This is a genomic window from Candidatus Poseidonia alphae (assembly GCF_943787815.1).
In the GTDB taxonomy this organism is placed as follows: domain Archaea; phylum Thermoplasmatota; class Poseidoniia; order Poseidoniales; family Poseidoniaceae; genus Poseidonia; species Poseidonia alphae.
The window spans coordinates 184,130-200,804 of record NZ_CALSNW010000003.1 but is presented as its reverse complement, the minus strand read 5'-3'; the positions used below and the strand labels follow the sequence as shown (position 1 = coordinate 200,804).

Here is a 16,675-nt window from a genome sequence, read left to right as displayed (position 1 = left end):
ACCTCAAATCAAGGATGTTTGACAATTTCGCCATCAGCGTCTTTGTACCACCATTCATTCGTTGCTTTATCGTGATACCACCAGTAACCATCGGCGCCTTTGACCCAGTCGGTTTCAAGCCCGCCATCGGATTGTTGGGCTTCACCAGAATCTGAATCATCATCGTCCTCATAGTCATCCTCTTCATCGTCCTCAAGTTCCGAGGAGTATTCGTCCCAATCGTACGATATTTTTGAACCTTGATTTGCAGTCATGCGTTTCATCATGACCAAGAGGGTGACGATGATGGAGAAGAAGAGGAGACCCGTAATGGTTCCAATGATGGGGTTCACGTCTCCAAACACCTTCTCTCCAAGGGATGGTTCTACTGCAGCACGGACGTCCACAGTAGGGCCACTGCTGGTAGCGCCATTATCAAGGGTAGCGACGACCCATTGAACACCTGGGCTTGTCGGTCCCCAATCCAAGGTCACAAGCCCAATTCCACCTGCTTCGGCAGTGACGGAGGTTCGTTGGATCAGTTCACGGGTTCCATCAAACTCAACCGATTCGAAGATGACATCGATTGAGCCTGCAAGGGAGCCTGTGTTTTCTACCTCAAGTTGAACCGAAGTGGTCTCACCAACATCGATCAAGAGACGCGAATAGGACACTGCAGACGGTGAAAGTTCGAATTTAGGTTGGAGCCATTCCATGTTCCACGTCGAAATCATGAGGCCAGCAGGTTCTCCTCCAATGCTGAGAACATCGTTACCAGCAAGGTCACGACCGTCGATTCGAATGGACACAATCATTCGGTCCAACATCATCTCATTGGTGATTTCAGTCAGGTCCATATTGGCATAAACCTCGAGATAATTGCCATCAATTTCGTCTCCAACAAGACTCATTGGAACGCGTCCAGAGCGAAGCGTATCGCCGGTAAGGAAGTCTTCAACACGCCAAACCAACTCCAACGATTGAACGTCTAAACCGCCCAATTCTTGGAGAACTACACGGACTTCGTGGTCTTCACCACCAAGGATGGCCTGCGGACGGGGCGAGAGAACTTCAATCGGTTCAGGACCGGTTCCATCCACTCGAATCCAGCGGACTGAATTTTCTTTGTCCGTGAGGTCAGTACCTTGTCCCTCAAGGCAAGCCACATTCCATGTTAACGAAAATGAGCCTGAAACCACAGGCGCCTGTAATTCAACAGACCAAATGCCATCAACCGCCATTGCTCGAACAGTCTGTCCCGCAAACAGAACTTCAACATCGCAGTCGAATTCTGGAATCGTATGAGTCTCTACGAACTCCAAGGCCCCAGAGACTTCCATTTGAGTCAATGGAGTAACACGTGCACCGTCGCCGAGGAAGGAACCTGAGGTCAAGAAGAGATTGACGGTTTCATCAGGGACACCCAATCCAGCAGAGAAACGCCAACGGTGTTCGGGGAATGTTTTCACGGACTCTTGTCCTGCTCGGTCAACAACTCGAATCGATGGTTCACGACGGTTATCGCCCAAATCGGGCGTGTTCCACCCGAACTGCAGTTCAACATTCAACAACATATCCTTTTCAAACGGATCAGCAGGACCGTTTGCACCCATCATCTCGCAATCTGAAATGAGTAAGTGAATCGATTCTGTGGTACAATTTCCGGTATTGAAATCCCACACGATGGACATCGTATCACTGCCTTGATTATGAGCAAGTTGGATTTCTACGGTCGCAAGGTCTGAGCCACCGTTGGGTTCAGTAATTTTGACATCCAGTTCATAGGGCTGTGCTGGATGAAGCCATGCTTTTCGTCCACCCTGCCATGCGAATGCATCGGCTTCAAGCGAAGGTGCCCCGTCTACAGCGAGTTGGTAAACGAAGAGTTGTTGTCCTTCATCGGATGACCCTCCATCAAGAATGGAGTAGCCTGAAGGGTCGGTCCCTTCAACGTAGACGGCAACCTTCTGGCCTAAACTCGCCGCAGTATCGTCAAGCATCAGCGTGTAAACACCTGTAAGTGCCGTCAAATCACTCGGCAGAAGCATGGACTGAGAGTTGTATTCTCCCTCGTCAGGCCATCCGTTGAGGTTTGAATCGTCGACCCACTCCTTCCATACCATGGCGTTCACGTTGGTCGGTAGAACGGGTTGGTCGGTGATCGTAATTTGCAGAACCTGTGTTGGACTTGGCGTGCGGTGGTCATAGCGTTCAACGGAAGAAGACATCACACGCGGTTTTACAGAATCTACGGTGAACGTACGAGACACTTCCACCGGTTCGAGGATGGTTGAGCCATTGAGGGCCTCAAAACCAATTGTCCAAGTCACATCGGCATAGGTGAACGGAATGTTGAGGGTTGTATTCCAATACGTTCCATCCAGCGAGGTCGTGTTGAAGAGTTCGTTTCCATCACGGTAGAGGGTCAATTTTGCATCACCATCTTGGAACGCTTCATCTGTTGAGAGCCCCTCAAATCCAATGTTGACGGACACGTTCATTTGCTCGCCACCTTTCAGATATTGTCGGCTTTCAGTGAAGAGGCCGAATTGATTGGAGAATTCTACACCTTTAATCTCGAGGTCGTTTTCATAACCCTGTGTGTTGAAGTCGCCCCATGTGTGAGAAAATGGGATGGCGATAACACTGCTTTGCAGAACCAGACGTGATGTCGCCGTGACCAGCATTTCATCGTCCCACATCGGTCGCAATCGGAACGTGATGTTCGTAGTCACCGTCGTGCCGTCTACAATCGATTCAATGGGCATGGTTGGGTGAAGTTCAACCAAGTTGGAATCAAGGATACCCGCAGGGGATCCGCCACCAGCTGGGAAAAGCCAGACTGCTTGATGGGTCGCACTGAACACGTCGAGTCTATGGTGTGTAATGGAACTTCCTAAAACTTCGTATTCGGTGGTGATGGTCTGCCATTTTTGACTGGGCGTTAGGACGGTTTGAACATCATGCATCTCACCGTTTTGCAGGACAACTGCGCTTGAAGTATCCAATTGAACAACTTCAACCGTCAGGCCTCCACGCTCACTCGATAAAAACGGCAATGGGACCGATTGAATTCCCCCGATGTTTGGTACAGATGTTCGTGCTTGATTGAGATTCATGACAAAGGGCGAGTCGGCATCGGCCACGAAGTTGTGAGATGCATTGTACGTGGCTCGCAATCCTCCAAGGATGGCTGTGCCTTGCCCGGCCAATTCAATTCGGACTTCGGTGAATTCAGTTCCGGATACAGAAATCGTATTTCCAACCTGGCCCAATTCGGCAACCAGCGCAGAGAATTCACTTGTTGTCAGTACGAATGTGTCGGCTGAGTTCGATGAGGAATAATTGGCGATGGGTGTGTTTTGAACGAAGAGAGCGACATCGTTTATTTGGCCGTTTTCTACGAGATAACTGAACCTGAATGATGTCAAATCATCGGAAGGCACCAATGCCTTGACCACAGCCGGTGAGCCGGCATTAAGCGTCACTTCCGCTCGTTCTTCGGTATTACCGAACCGGTCCTGAGCGCCCCAACTCCCAACGCGAGCTTCATCCCTGCCCCATTCAAACCGACCATCGAGGTTGATGTCCAATCCTGCTTGAGACGGAACTTGACCGCCGTAGAGGCCTACTTCGTTGCTTTCAAGGTACCAATATGAAAAATTGCTCATGTTTCCATCGGTTGGAGGAAGTGCAGAAACACGAATCTGAAGTCCAACAGATTCTGCATCCACTGTGGGGTTGTGCGGGAGTGTGACAACGGTCCAAGGCTGCAACGGATGATGACGTATTTCGAATTGGGCGTTCGTGGCAATTGCATTGACCTCAAGATCATAAAGCGTTGAACTACCAAGGAACCAAGGCGAGGTTACAGAATCGAATGCACCGCCGTGAACGGTGTTGGGTAATCTCTCATCAATCGTGACCTCAAACGTGCTCGTGTCCAGTGCAAACCATTGAGAGGATGAGGTGTTGAAGGCTTCTAAATACACGTTGATGTTGTTGATGCCTGGAACGGCGTTGGTGAGGGAAAGGCCGTTGATTGACCGGCTCACGACGGGGGTTGCCGAATTGCGTGATACTTGGCCTGAATGCAGCACTCCTCCGGAAGGATTCACAAGTTCCCAAGATGCTCGTGTCGTTGGAAAGTTACTGCTTGGATAGCAACCACCAAAGATGACCATGTCCAAAAGTTCCCCACGGGAATAAGCGTCTTGGGTTGCGAACACATCGACGGATGAAAAGGATGGGTCGGAGATGCATGGATTTGCCGCAAAGAGTGGACTTGTACCGCTACCTGACCAATTGACCGTTGAAAATGAAGCATTCGACCAGGCCACTTGGGTGTAGCCTGGCGATGTTGGACGAAGGACCTCATACACGGTACGCAGGGTGTAATCCTTTGGGACGGTGTTATTGAGTTGCGAAGAGAAGATATTGAACGACGTGTATGCACTTGATATTCGGTTTGCTGGAACGGCCTGAGAGGAACCTGAGGCCACTGTTGCCCCGCTGTTGTCTACGATGGACCATTGAGCACGAATAGGCATTCCAAGCGGGTTGCATTTCAAAATCATGGTTCCTTGGAACGATTGACTGAGATTGAAGACCGGGTATTTGGCGAACGACACAATGTCCGCAAAAGAGTCATCTACGCCACAACCGCTGGCTGAAGTGTTAATGGGTACCTCTTCAATAAAGGAAGAACCGTTCAGTTCCCATCCGCGCTCAGTTGGGGGTTCTTGGAATGATTCCGTTCGTGCACCATCGCCTGTGATGGAGTAAACGACTGGGATTCCTGCTGCGGAGCCCTTGAACTCCAGATGGAGACGGAATTCATCGATTTCAGCGTAGTCGAGGAGATCGATTGGAATCATCGCTTGGTTTACACCTTTCATTCCAGGCACAACTTCCCCCGAGCCGTCAAGAATGGACCAATTGAGATAAGCCCCTGTTGGAATTTGTGCTTCGATGTAAAGTGGAGCATAGGTATCTTCCGCCAGTGGCTGAGTTACGCTGTTTGCATGGCCAAGCGAAGGGCTTGTCCAGTTGGATTCAGGGGGAGTTGCGATGTGGACGTCATCAACGAACCAAAAGTCGCAACACGTCCCGCTGCCTCCACTGCCCCCGGTTTGATGAATTCTAAACTGCGAATTTACATGGAGGGCTGCAGCAGGAAGGGTCGTCATGTACTGGAAGTTGCTGGTTGAGGGACTGCCGCCGTTGAAGGTTCGGAATGCAGTCCATATGCCAGCCGCAGTTTTGTATTGAAATTGCAGGTTTTCACTGGCGTCTGGTGTTTCGCCGCATCCGCTGCGACCTTCGTGAACCCAAGCATGGAAGGGGACGTTAGCGCCTCCTGCAAGATTGATGACAGGGGAGGTGGCGTACGTTGAACCGCCGTAGGTTCGAAGAGAAGCGCCCGGGGCGGTGCCGTTAAAACCGCACGCAGGGCTGGTAACCCTCGCAGCAAGGCTGTTGGAAAAGGTCCAACCGTTGTTGTTCGCGTTGAAATCCCAGAGGTTTCCAGCGGACGATGCAGTGAGGTGGCCGTTAGATACTGAGGTTCCGTTGACAAGAGCGTCGGAGTGCTCCCAATCGGTTGAGTCATCCCAAACAAAACCCGATTGAGTGGGGAGTGTCTTTGGTTTGAAATTCAATTCTGCACTCGTCACCGGTTCATCAGCGGGCAAATCCAACTTCAGGTTGGAATTCATGGTTGAGGAAACCGTCAAATCGGTGCTTGAGCCTGCACCCACGTGACTCGGGTTGACTTCGTCAAAGGCCACCTCATCGCTGGGTTCGTGACTCCAATCAAGCGTGGAAGCCCAAGTGCTGAACAGAAGCAATGTGACGAGAACCAACGCTTGACCCCTCGTAGACCTATCCGCCATGCCTTTCGGTATGCATCCAAGGACTTGAAACATACGCCTCCAAAAGTTTACTTTACGAGCCCGTTAAGGAACAAAACCCCATTTCACCCATTGGGTCTCATACTTGACTCAAATGAACTGTTTCGGGAGTGAGGTTGAAAACAAGTTCGCGGGTGGAAGGAGTATGGCTCAACCCTCTTCTGCAGGTGAACTGGATGCTGTTCGCTTGGAAACCGAACTGTTGGAGCAATGGAAATCAGAACAAGCTTTTGTTTCCTCCATTCAAAATCGTAAGAATGGAGCACCGTTCATTTTCTTAGAAGGCCCTCCTACCGCAAATGGAAAACCAGGCATCCATCACGTTGTTGCCCGAACCTACAAAGATCTCGTTTGCCGTTGGAAGACAATGGAGGGATTCAGAGTTGAGCGAAAGGGAGGATGGGACACGCACGGACTTCCTGTAGAAATTGAAGTCCAAAAACGCCTTGATCTCATGAGCAACGAAGCCATCCAACAATTCGGAATGGACGCTTTTAATCAGGCCTGCAGAGAATCGGTTTGGACCTACGAGGCTGCTTGGAGGGAGATGACCGAACGAATGGCCTACTGGGTTGATTTGGACAACCCCTATGTCACGCTTGACAACAATTACGTTGAGTCGTGTTGGTGGGCACTCAAGCAAATGTTCGACAAAGGCTACCTCTACCGAGGTCACAAAGTTCTTCCATATTGCCCTCAAACGGGAACCTCATATTCCAGTCACGAAGTCGCTTTGGGATACAAGGAAGTTGAGGAACCTTCAGTTTATGTGAAATTCAAACTAACTGACGAAGATGCATCCATCTTGGCGTGGACCACCACGCCGTGGACCCTCCCCGGAAACGTTGGCTTGGCGGTTGGGCCTGAAGTGACATACGTTCGATGCCGCGTCAAAGAAGCTGCTGGTGAGTCATGGACCGGTGCTGGAGGCGCTGATGTTGGTGAAGAACTCATTCTCGCAAAGGACCTCATGAAAGAAGTGTTGCGCCACCATGTTGAAATCGTTGAAGAATTCCCCGGCAGCAGCCTGGTTGGACGTTCCTACGAACCGTTGTTCCCTGACGCCGTACCGCGTAAGGACTCGGTGACCGCTTGGACCGTTCTTGAAGCCGATTGGGTCACGACAACCGACGGTACCGGCGTCGTACATACCGCAGTCATGTACGGTGAGGACGATTACAACCTTGGGATGGATGCCGGGCTTCCAGCCCATCACACCGTGGGAATGGACGGTAATTTCATCGAAGGGACTCACCCAGAACTCGACGGAATCTACGTCAAGGACTGTGATGCTACCATCATCGGTCTCCTCAGCGCAACTGGCGGTTCAAACGGAAAAGGCCCGCAAAGTGGATTGCTCTACAGGGAGAAAGAATACGCTCACGACTACCCGCATTGCTGGAGAACCGACCATCCTCTGCTCTACTACGCCATGGATTCGTGGTTTGTACGGATGACCGCAGTGAAAGAACGACTCCTTGAGTTCAACAACGAAGTTGAATGGGCTCCGGATTGGGTCGGCGAAGGTCGGTTTGGTGAATGGCTTCGTAACGTCAAAGATTGGGCCATTTCACGTGAACGCTATTGGGGAACTCCACTGCCCGTATGGCGAACCGAAGACGGTCAAATGAAATGCATCGGTTCAATTTCAGAACTCCAAGAGGAAGTCGCAAAGGCGGTTGCATCTGGTATTGAAAATCCTGAATGCCCGGATGATGTTGACCTTCACCGTCCGATTGTTGATGGTTTCACACTCCTCTCCGATGACGGCCAACCCATGCACAGAGAACCCTTTGTCATGGACTGTTGGTTTGACTCTGGCTGTGCTTCCTTTGCTCAGTGGCATCATCCCTTTGACGGTGGAGAACAATTTGATGCATCGTTCCCAGTTGACTACATCTGTGAAGGTGTTGACCAAACCCGAGGGTGGTTTTACACCCTACTTGCTGTATCAACAACCGTGTTTGACAGCAAAGCGTACAAACGATGCCTCTCGCTCGGTCTGATTCTTGACGCCGAAGGAAAGAAGATGTCCAAGTCCAGAGGGAACATCGTTGACCCTTGGGACCATTTCAATCGTGAAGGTGCTGACGCCACACGCTGGTACATGGTCACTGCGGGTGCCCCTTGGAATCCTTTGAAGTTTGATTCCAATGGTGTTCGGGAAACCTATGCAAAGATGTTCCTCACCCTGTGGAACGTGTACAAGTTCCATGCAGATTACGCAGCTTTAGACGGGTTTGACCCCGAATCATCCAGCAGCGACCCAGCCCAACGCCCGGAGTTGGACCGATGGATTTTATCACGTTTGAACACCGTGGCCACCGAATATCACGATGGTTTCGTCAACTGGCAATTCCACAAAGCGTGTCGAGACTTGGAAGATTTCATCGTCAACGACCTGTCCAATTGGTACGTTCGTCGAAGCCGTCGCCGGCTTTGGGACGAAGCGGAAAGTGGAGACAAGTTAGCATGCCAGCACACGCTCCACGAAGTGCTCACAACGGTATGCCGCCTGATCGCTCCCGTGTCTCCTTTCATGGTCGACATCATTCACAGGAACCTCACCGGTTTAGCCGTCCACCAATCCGATTGGCCGCTTGGAATACCGGGTACAATTGAAGGAGCTACGGCAGACCATTGGGACGAAGCTGCAGCCAAAGCCACAGCATCACTACCACCACATGACCCTGCTCTTGAGGCGTCGATGGATTTGGTACGAGAACTCGCAGAGGCCGGCCGAAGGGTCCGAATTGACAACAACCGCCGACAACGATTGCCTTGTTCCAAAGGGTTCATTGTGGCTGGCCCAGATTTGTCTGCCTTCCACGATTTACTCGCAGAAGAGCTGAATGTTGAATTCATTCAAGTCGAAAACGACCTCGACCGATTCCAGCGCATTGAACTGGCTCCGAATTTCAGAGCACTCGCCCCAAAAGCCCGTGCAAACGTCAACGATGTCGCCAACGCCATCAAATCAACCGACGACCCGGTGGGTCTTCTCGCTGAAATTGATGCGGGAACTGCTACCATCATGGAGATCCCCATCGAGCGGTCCGACGTAGAAGTCAAGCGAGTTGAACGGGAAGGATTTGCTGCCCAGACCGTTGAGGTAAGCCATGGTGAGACTACATCGCACGTGAGTCTTGTGCTGGACATGAACGACACGCCCGAACTCCTTTCGAAAGGAATGGCTCGTGACATCACTCGTCGAGTACAAGCACGACGCAAAACACTCGACCTTGCACTTGAGGCGACCATTGATTTGGAAGTTTGGATGGAGCATGCCCCTACGATGATGGCTGCAGATGAAGAATGGGTAGCCACTGAAACCCGCACCTCAGCGTGCATCTTCCATCCCAAAGAGGCTACACCTCCAGCTGGCGCCGAACGTTTCGAAGTTGATGGAACCGTTGTCCACTTCACCGTTGTTTGAGGAATTCACATGCGAGTCGTTTCGCTCGTACCAAGTTTGACCCTTACCCTGTTTGACCTTGGTCTTGATTCCTCATCCATCGTTGGAAGGACGCCATGGTGCATCCATCCGTCAGAACAGGTCGACGACGTTCCCGTTGTAGGAGGTACCAAAACGCCTACGCTCTCAAAGATCAAGGCAGCCCAACCAACACTGGTTGTGTTGGATCGTGATGAGAATCCAAAAGCAGTATATGAGTGGTGCGTGGAACAAGGGTTCCCTACCTTTGTTTGTGATGTCAAACACCCAAATGAGGTTCCAGCGATGTTGCGCGAACTGGCCTCATGCATCAACCGTGAATCGCGTGGAGAGGAACTCGCTCTACGTGTTGAAGCCGCCCTTAGCGAGGTGGACAAAACCGTTTCTCGTGGAACCGTCGTTCCAATGATTTGGCATGAACCGCTCATGGCTGCCCAATCGGGAACCTACGCTGCAGGCATGGTCCAAGCGCTTGGCTTCGAGGTTCCAGAATTTGAAGCAGCAGGCACCGGATACCCTGTCGTGATTGCAGAGACCCTCATTGAGCATGGAGTTGATGGTATTCTTCTCTCAAGCGAGCCGTATGAGTTCGCTCATGAAGAAGGTGAAGCCATTGCAAGCGTCATGGAATCTCTGGGTGGAAAACGCCCATGGGTCTTGTGCATTGACGGGGAAGCATTGACTTGGATGGGCTCGTTCACTGCAGAAGGCCTTGAGCGACTTGAGAAGGAATTGTCGGCAATTTGAAAATTATCCTCAAAGCGACGACTTCAAATCACGCCGCATGGACGGACAATCATGCAACGGGCTTTGTTGAGTTTAGTATTGGTATGTTCCATGCTGCTTGCTGGTTGTTTTGGCGATGGCTCCGGAACAGTTGAGGAAGAGGAAATCGTCTCGATCTGGGAGAGTTATGAACGGGCTGATACCCAATCTCACGACTTGGAGGCGACCTTCACCACCTTGGACCTGCGAACAAATCTATCCACCAACACCACCTGGGCTGTCTTCGACGCAACCTATGGCGGAAACTGTTGCGAACATTATCTCGCCACGTCAATCGAGGGCCAAATCATGAACATCGGTGGTGAATATCCAGTGTATTCCGCAGACCGTGGCCATGCATGGGACACCTACATCCCAGGTGCACTTCCCGACGCTCAGTGCCGTACGTTCATCCCAACCAATCCTGGCCAGGAAGGCTTAGGCGAAGGGAGTATTGTACAAGCAACAAATGGCGATATCATTTCGATGTCTTGGTATCCTTATGTCGGAGGGGATTTGAAACTGGACAAATTCTATGCACTGTTGTACGATGAATCCGAAGGGGAATGGACGTGGTGTTACAACCGAATCACCGAACCCTTCTACGACCGTTCATGGCAGGTCGAGGTGGTCGGGCCAATCAGTTCGTCTCTTGGAAGCGGAGAGTGGGCAAGCATCGTCGTTTCCAACTTTTGGCATCAAACACAAAACGCAGGCGGTCAAATCAGCGTGGACGGATTGAATTACTACCCCTTCCAATTCCCAGACCGAAGCGGAGGGGACCCACCGATTGATCTCGACCTTGATTTTACTGCTGAAGAACTCCCCGCGTATTGGGATGTCAACAAACCTCACAAGGAAATGCGTGCTTTCCCCGTCCCAAGCGGTGGACTTCTGTTCCCGTCATACTACACCAACGGTAACGCAGCCTACATGGATACGACCCTATCATGGAACGAACTTGAAGTACAATTTCCCTCGGAATACTGTCAAATCGACCGAGCAGGAGCGTTGCATTGCGTTTCAAACTCGGGGACGACATTCACGCATTACATGTCAACCGATGGCGCAGTTACTTGGAGCAATTACACCTACACGTTGGGTGAGACCGCATCTCTCATCGAAGAATGGGAATTCCAGGCCAACGGTGAACTTGACCTCTTTGTTCTCAATGTTCGTTACCAGTCCACAGAAGGCCCAGATGTAGACACCGTCTATCATGTCCGGGGCTACAGTGAGGACATGAGTCCCGACACGCTCACCTACGTTGGACTTGGGGACCTTGACTCCACTTCCGGTGCTGGCAATGACATTCGTTTTGACTTCGCCTCGTTAGCAATCCTTAACGATGGTGGGGTGGTTGTTGCCTATCACGATTCTACTGACCCTGACCCGCTCTTCGCAGTTGAGTTGGAACTACCAAATTGATGAACTGCATCAGTTCATAATTTCTGCAGCTTTACGCACCATGTAAGGTACGTATCCCACCATGAAAATGACAAATGCAAAGGCACCAATCCCCATCAATTCTACGCTTTCGAGGTATGCCCCGATTCCGATGATGAACGCCATTCCACCGGTGACTCCGACGGATTCAATAAATCCAGCAATGGAGGTCTTCCATGAATCAACATAGCCAAAGGCGACTGCATCGCTGCGTCCATCCTTCAAGGCTACACCAACGGGATAAATGATCATTTGACCGTAACCAATAACCGTGATGAGAAGAGCACCAAACACACTGATGAGAGCGATTGGACCGCCACCGTCATCCCCTGATCCTGCAAAAGCAACGGCCATTGCACCTGCCCAGACGATTGAAAGGACAATCACTGACAGAATCATCCCTAGTATGCTCAACAAACCGTATTTGAATACAGATAGTGCTGCAGCCATGTTGATTGCAGATGCTCCAGAGGAAGAAGCCATGGGGGGCCCTACGACCATTGCGCCAGGCAACGTCGCCATTGGCTCCATGACCATAGGAGCGGAATTTACAGCAATAGGGGCTGAAGAAGCCATTGGCTCAGGCGTTGGCTCAGGGGGCGGGTTACGACTTCTTCCACCACCTTGTGATCCGGTGTTGCTAACGCTGCGTCGGGATTAGGTATCCATTCTGTTCCATTCCACATAAAATTTCCATCATCACTCAGTTGCATGAACCAAGTTATGAAATCATCCTACATTTGAACATATAGGCTGAAACAGGCTAAAAACCATGTTTTCACGCGTCTTCAAAACCAGCAAGGATGGATACAAACAAATCCTGTATCGCTCCTGTTGTTTTTCTCTCAAGCCGTCTTAGAATCAATTCAGGGGTTGACCTCGCCAAATAATTTCTCCGTGGAGTTCGGTCAACAACCAATTCTAAATCTTCGCCAAGCCCTCGGGCTTCAATACCGTCGACCCGTAAATCATCACGGCCTGTGGCCTCTAGAATGGCTGGAGCAAGGTGAGTTACAAGCATCATTGTTGTATCGGGTTGTGAGGCTGCTGCAAGAAGCATTCCTCCGATGATTCGTGCACCTGCTCCGGGTTCAGTAATGGCTTCGAGTTCGTCAGCAAGAATGAGTTTAGGCATATTATCACTCACAACAGAGGCAAGTTCAATCAGAGTCTGTTCCAGTGCACCTGCGCTCTGAGTGCCTCCTGCTTTTGCAAGAATGTGAAGCGCATCAACCTTGCCGATTCTGGCTTTGTCTGCCGGTACTGGCAAGCCCATGTGAGCTAAAATCGAGGCATGTGCGAGGCATTCAAGCAGGGTTGTCTTACCCCCTGAATTGGCTCCTGTTAGCAGGGCTAAGGTTTGCTTATCGCCCTTCTCGGCAGCCATGCCAAGTCCGTAAGTGACAGGGTCTGGCGCCACCCCAAGAAGGATGTGACGGCCCTGTTCAAGCCAAATCCCATGGTCAACAAGTTCCGGCATCACACAGGAATCGTGATGGGCCCATCTCGCGATGGCGAGCCATTGGTCGCATTCAATCATGCGCTGAACGGCTCGCTCACAGCGCATCTTCATCGGACCGAGCAAACGAGCAAGAGTTACGAGATGTTCTGTTTGCTCAGCCTTGAGCTTGGATTCGAGCGTCCCGTCGATGCCGTCAATCGTTTGACGGTCAATCTTCGCAGGCCATGTCTTCGTGAAGATCTCATACGGGCATCGCATTCCTGCGGGTTCCAAGAATTCAGCCAGATGGTCGCGTGCTCGCTGCATGGCCTCCTGAATGACATGACCTGTTGCTTCCTTGAGTTTACGTTGAAAGGCTGCTCCATCCGCTAACGCTTCCAACAATTCGGCACCAGAGAGGGCCATTTTAGCATCGTTCATCGCTTGCTCAACCTCATTGTTCACTTCTGTTTCAAGCCGCTTGGCCTCCTTCCAGAGATTATCTTTGATGCGTTCAACCTCCTCAATTTTTGAACCGTCCCCCAAGGCGTCAAGGGCTTGGGGGAGTTCAACGAGTTCATCCAAACTCTCTGCTAAATCAGAAAGAGCATGATTGCTGGCATAATCGCCTTGATTGAATTCATCGATCAACGTGCAAAGCGTATTGAGGGTCTTGCGATTGATGTTGAACCAGTCAATGGTTCGTTCTGGAACCAGAAGAGAAGGTTCGCTCGGTTGTCCAAGAACGAGCCAACCGTCTGGGGTCTCCATAGGTGCACCTTTTCCGACCCAAGTTACGGTCTTGAATACGGTATAGTCTTTCCATGTCTCGTTTTCACCGGGCTGAAGAACACGGCAATATTTTTTCAGTTCGTCCATGGGTTCGTGGCTTACAACCACGCGCTCATAGCGCTCATTGACGTCACGGAGACGGGTTAACGAAGACCATGCTTGCTGTTGTTGAACCAGCCATTCGTTGGAAAGTTTCATGGCTGCTCTAACGTATTCTTGACGGCGCTCCGGTTGGGCAATAGGAGTGAGGAGGCTCATACGTTCCCGAGATGCAGCACATGCAGCGAAGGATTGGAGATGAGCCATGAGTTGTTGATGGAGACGAACTGCTTCCTTGGTCGCTAAGAACTGACCGGCATCGCCAGCAAAACTTCGTGCAAGAGAAAGCGCTCGCTTCACTGAGAGGCCTTCCACCTCTGCCAAACGGCCTACATCACCGGATTCCAGAGTTGATACTACGGCTTCTTCAGAGCCGAAATGCTCCGTCATTTTCTTAGCCATTCGTTCGCTTACACCTGGAAGAGCGCTCAAAACCATACGACCCATCGTTTGTCAAGGGCTTAAGAGGATGACGCAAGGGGATGCGGCTGAACTTGGCTTCTTGGAGTCAAAGTGAACCTTCAACAAACACGCGACCCGTCTTCGCCGTAGCCGTGAATTGGAGCTTGGAACAAGTCAGCGCAAGTACGATTGACGATCGGGAGCGTCATGCTCGCACCAGCCCAATTGACTGAATATCCCCCAAGAGCGGCTGGTGATGGTACGTAATCTTCTCCGGTTTGTGTCATGGTGATGGTGATGGTCTCACCCTCTTCAATGAAGACATCCATGGGCATGAATTCCATCTTTCCAAGAACGGTGCTGAACGCAACGAGAGCGACACCTCCGTCGCGCCCTCCGTCTGCGAATCGGAAATCCATAACAGCATGGCCAAGTCGCAACCCTGACCCATCGGTCATTTCCAAGAATGCGTGAGCTCCGTTGGCCGTGTGGGGGGTGATGGGGATATGGAAGGTAGGCATTCCTGCAATGTAAACATCCGAGTCAAACGGCCCATACGTGAGCGTGATGGTTTCAGTGCCCGTGACCATTGAAGCGCTGGACGGGCTCATATCAGCCGCACCAACTTCGAGATAGAAGGTATCCTCTGCAGGATATGTGGACTCAAATCGCCATCCTCCACGATTGTCTTGCATTTCAACTCCAAGTTCAGGGGCTCGCCCTTCTCCTTTGAGGTACCAGTCGAACCAGTACAACATCTCATCCGCCCAGTCCCATCTAAGCGTGTAGGGGTAAGCTTCCAAGCCCTTGCCGGACGGGAGCGTGCTGTGACCTGTGCTTCGGTCCGGGTAATCGTGCGCCCATTGACCTGCTAGTGTTTTAATTTCGATGCCTGCATCTTCGACAATTTGATGCGTTGGAAAGGCCATGTGCGGGTCGACGTTCCAATCCTGCATGCCTTGAATGATGTAGACCGAACCGTTGTAATTTTCAACCACACGGTCCAAGAAAGAGCGTTCGGTCCAGTAGGTATTGCCGGCATAATCTACCATTCCTCCTGAAAGGTAGGCTGCTGGTCCGTTAGCGTATCCTTCGAGGTAACCCTCGCAAAGATTTTCCGGGTCTTCAGCGTCTCCATCAATTCCAAATGAACCGTAAACACCGTTATGCATGATCATACCTCTTGCTTCCATGCTTCCGTTTCGCCACATCAACTCATGAACTCCGATGAGACCGGACATTGGGACGATGGTAGCCAAGTGGGGATTGCCGAAGGTAGCAGCCTGCCATGGTGTTGACCCGTCATAGGATTTACCGATGAGACCGACTTTGCCGTTTGACCATGCTTGCGTCCCTAACCAGGTCACTGCAGCATCAATACCTCGTTGTTCGTCGGTCCCCATGAGGTCCATACAATGATTTGATTCTCCCGTCCCGAACACTGAAACTTGGGCGACGCCAAAACCATGCGGAACATAATTTTCAATCAACATCTTTCCGAGGCGGTCAGCTGGAGTCAAGGCGTCAACATCTCCATCGTCATAATACGGACCGATTTCGGCAATGACTGGAACAAGACAGGATTCGTCCAAACTTTCGCTCTCGTAATCGCATCCCTCAATCACTGGTAGCCAGAGGCCGAGGTGGACTTGTGCTCCACCGGTGAGTCCCGAACCGCCGTCTGCCGCAGTGATGCTTGGGACTTCAACATACACGGATTGTACCGCACCAATTCCATGTGAACCGTTCATGGAAACACGGGAGAAAATATCGCTGTCATCGTAGGAAAGGTTGGTTCTGTCCCAAGGGTCAGGGTAGACGTCATAGGGGGTTTCTATGCCTCCGTCATCAATTTTTTGCTCTCCGAAACATCCAGCGAGCATGCTCGTGGTAAAGAGCAGCATCACGAGCCAAGGCTTGACGTCCATATGGTATCCGGTGAGGCGGCGTTTCTTGAACCAATCGGATGCTTGGGCCTTAGGATTCATTGGCTTCTTTTTCGGCCATTTCAGCTCGCACTTCGTCCATGTCGATTTCCTTGATTTTTTCAACGAGGTCTTGAAGTGCCTCCTCGGGAAGTGCTCCAGGTTGCATGAATACACCGATTCCCTCCTTGAAAACGATGGTGGTTGGAATCGAACGAATCCCGAACATCCCTGCAAGTTCTTGTTGGTCTTCAGTGTCAATTTTCCCAAATACAACATCCGGATATTTTTCCGAAACTCGCTCATAAACAGGACCGTAAGCCTTGCACGGGCCACACCATTCGGCCCAAAAATCCAAAATAACGATGTCGTTGTTTTCAATGGTTTCAGCAAATATGGGTTCGGTCAAATCGAGGGTGGCCATAGCGAGGGCTGGGCATTGATGCCTTTTGAACTCATG

Annotated in this window: 9 protein-coding genes; 4 read left to right on the top strand and 5 right to left on the bottom strand. The window is 51.1% G+C overall.

Going from position 1 to position 16,675, the window contains the following annotated elements; all coding sequences use genetic code 11:
• Nucleotides 1–8 precede the first annotated feature (8 nt).
• On the bottom strand, nucleotides 9–5,873 hold the full coding sequence (locus AAA857_RS05680) for a hypothetical protein (protein WP_338173989.1): 5,865 nt from the start codon (nucleotides 5,871–5,873) through the stop codon (nucleotides 9–11).
• Between the two features lie 163 nt (nucleotides 5,874–6,036).
• On the opposite strand from AAA857_RS05680, the gene ileS reads away from it, so the two are divergent.
• The 3 genes from ileS to AAA857_RS05665 are packed head-to-tail and all read left to right on the top strand — an operon-like array spanning nucleotide 6,037 to nucleotide 11,538.
• Nucleotides 6,037–9,327, top strand: coding sequence for an isoleucine--tRNA ligase (gene ileS / locus AAA857_RS05675; protein ID WP_338173988.1), 3,291 nt, complete (start codon nucleotides 6,037–6,039; stop codon nucleotides 9,325–9,327).
• A gap of 9 nt (nucleotides 9,328–9,336) precedes the next feature.
• Nucleotides 9,337–10,092, top strand: a complete 756-nt coding sequence (locus AAA857_RS05670) for a helical backbone metal receptor (protein ID WP_338173987.1) — start codon at nucleotides 9,337–9,339, stop codon at nucleotides 10,090–10,092.
• Nucleotides 10,093–10,143: 51 nt separating this feature from the next.
• A complete protein-coding gene (locus AAA857_RS05665) occupies nucleotides 10,144–11,538 on the top strand; it encodes a hypothetical protein (RefSeq protein WP_338173986.1) in 1,395 nt (464 codons plus the stop codon).
• 9 nt (nucleotides 11,539–11,547) lie between these two features.
• Here the strand turns inward: AAA857_RS05665 and AAA857_RS05660 are convergent, their stop codons facing one another.
• Entirely contained in the window at nucleotides 11,548–11,955 is a 408-nt protein-coding gene (locus AAA857_RS05660) for a hypothetical protein (RefSeq protein WP_338173985.1), read from the bottom strand.
• Between the two features lie 7 nt (nucleotides 11,956–11,962).
• On the opposite strand from AAA857_RS05660, the gene AAA857_RS05655 reads away from it, so the two are divergent.
• Nucleotides 11,963–12,217 carry a hypothetical protein gene (locus AAA857_RS05655; RefSeq protein WP_338173984.1) on the top strand — a complete coding sequence of 85 codons (255 nt, stop codon included), beginning with the start codon at nucleotides 11,963–11,965 and terminating at the stop codon, nucleotides 12,215–12,217.
• A gap of 117 nt (nucleotides 12,218–12,334) precedes the next feature.
• On the opposite strand, the gene AAA857_RS05650 is transcribed toward AAA857_RS05655, so the two are convergent.
• The 3 genes from AAA857_RS05650 to trxA all read right to left on the bottom strand — a co-directional run bounded on the left by AAA857_RS05650 (nucleotide 12,335) and on the right by trxA (nucleotide 16,639).
• Nucleotides 12,335–14,326 (bottom strand): hypothetical protein, encoded by a 1,992-nt coding sequence (locus AAA857_RS05650; protein WP_338173983.1) that lies wholly within the window; start codon nucleotides 14,324–14,326, stop codon nucleotides 12,335–12,337.
• A gap of 83 nt (nucleotides 14,327–14,409) precedes the next feature.
• Nucleotides 14,410–16,218, bottom strand: coding sequence for a CocE/NonD family hydrolase (locus tag AAA857_RS05645; RefSeq protein WP_338173982.1), 1,809 nt, complete (start codon nucleotides 16,216–16,218; stop codon nucleotides 14,410–14,412).
• A 49-nt stretch (nucleotides 16,219–16,267) separates the two neighbouring features.
• The gene (gene trxA, locus AAA857_RS05640; RefSeq protein ID WP_338173981.1) at nucleotides 16,268–16,639 is read right to left on the bottom strand and encodes a thioredoxin; all 372 of its coding nucleotides are present in this window, start codon (nucleotides 16,637–16,639) and stop codon (nucleotides 16,268–16,270) included.
• Between the last annotated feature and the right edge of the window lie 36 nt (nucleotides 16,640–16,675).

Coding starts and splice junctions, on each gene's coding strand:
- AAA857_RS05680 (WP_338173989.1), bottom strand. CDS start 5,873: ATGGCGGATAGGTCTACGAGGGGTCAAGCGTTGGTTCTCGTCACATTG.
- ileS (WP_338173988.1), top strand. CDS start 6,037: ATGGCTCAACCCTCTTCTGCAGGTGAACTGGATGCTGTTCGCTTGGAA.
- AAA857_RS05670 (WP_338173987.1), top strand. CDS start 9,337: ATGCGAGTCGTTTCGCTCGTACCAAGTTTGACCCTTACCCTGTTTGAC.
- AAA857_RS05665 (WP_338173986.1), top strand. CDS start 10,144: ATGCAACGGGCTTTGTTGAGTTTAGTATTGGTATGTTCCATGCTGCTT.
- AAA857_RS05660 (WP_338173985.1), bottom strand. CDS start 11,955: ATGATTCTGTCAGTGATTGTCCTTTCAATCGTCTGGGCAGGTGCAATG.
- AAA857_RS05655 (WP_338173984.1), top strand. CDS start 11,963: ATGCTCAACAAACCGTATTTGAATACAGATAGTGCTGCAGCCATGTTG.
- AAA857_RS05650 (WP_338173983.1), bottom strand. CDS start 14,326: ATGGTTTTGAGCGCTCTTCCAGGTGTAAGCGAACGAATGGCTAAGAAA.
- AAA857_RS05645 (WP_338173982.1), bottom strand. CDS start 16,218: ATGGACGTCAAGCCTTGGCTCGTGATGCTGCTCTTTACCACGAGCATG.
- trxA (WP_338173981.1), bottom strand. CDS start 16,639: ATGGCCACCCTCGATTTGACCGAACCCATATTTGCTGAAACCATTGAA.